The sequence below is a fragment of the Aeromicrobium phragmitis genome, from assembly GCF_003674095.1.
Classification (GTDB): domain Bacteria; phylum Actinomycetota; class Actinomycetes; order Propionibacteriales; family Nocardioidaceae; genus Aeromicrobium; species Aeromicrobium phragmitis.
The window spans coordinates 1-471 of the sequence record NZ_RDBF01000074.1 but is presented as its reverse complement, the minus strand read 5'-3'; the positions used below and the strand labels follow the sequence as shown (position 1 = coordinate 471).

The following is a 471-nucleotide window of genomic DNA, read 5'->3' as shown; positions in this document are numbered from 1 at the left end:
ATGCAGCGGCCCGAGGACCTCCGGCGGGTGGCCCGCGAGGCGGTGGAGGATCTCGCGGCCGACGGGGTGGTCTACGCCGAGCTGCGCTGGGCGCCGGAGCAGCATCAGCAGGCCGGACTCAGCTTGACCGAGGCCGTCGACGCCGTCCAGGCGGGCATCGACGACGGCGTGGCGGCGGTGCGAGCGTCGGGTACGCCCATGGTGGTCGGACAGCTGCTGACTGCGATGCGCCATGCGTCACGCGGTCTGGAGATCGCGAAGATCGTCGTGGACTACCGCGACCGCGGGGTCTTCGGTTTCGACATCGCCGGAGCCGAGGACGGGTTCCCGCCGATCCTGCACTTCGAGGCGTTCGAATATCTGCGCCGCGAGAACGCGCACTTCACGATCCACGCGGGGGAGGCCTTCGGGCTGCCGTCGATCTGGCAGGCGGTGCAGCGTTGCGGGGCCGACCGGCTGGGGCACGGTGTG

1 protein-coding gene is annotated in these 471 nt (G+C 71.1%); it reads left to right on the top strand.

The window, feature by feature from the left end; translation table 11 throughout:
• Window positions 1–471, top strand: a 471-nt coding sequence (locus tag D9V41_RS16310; RefSeq protein ID WP_424922804.1) for an adenosine deaminase family protein, incomplete at both ends; no start/stop codon positions are given.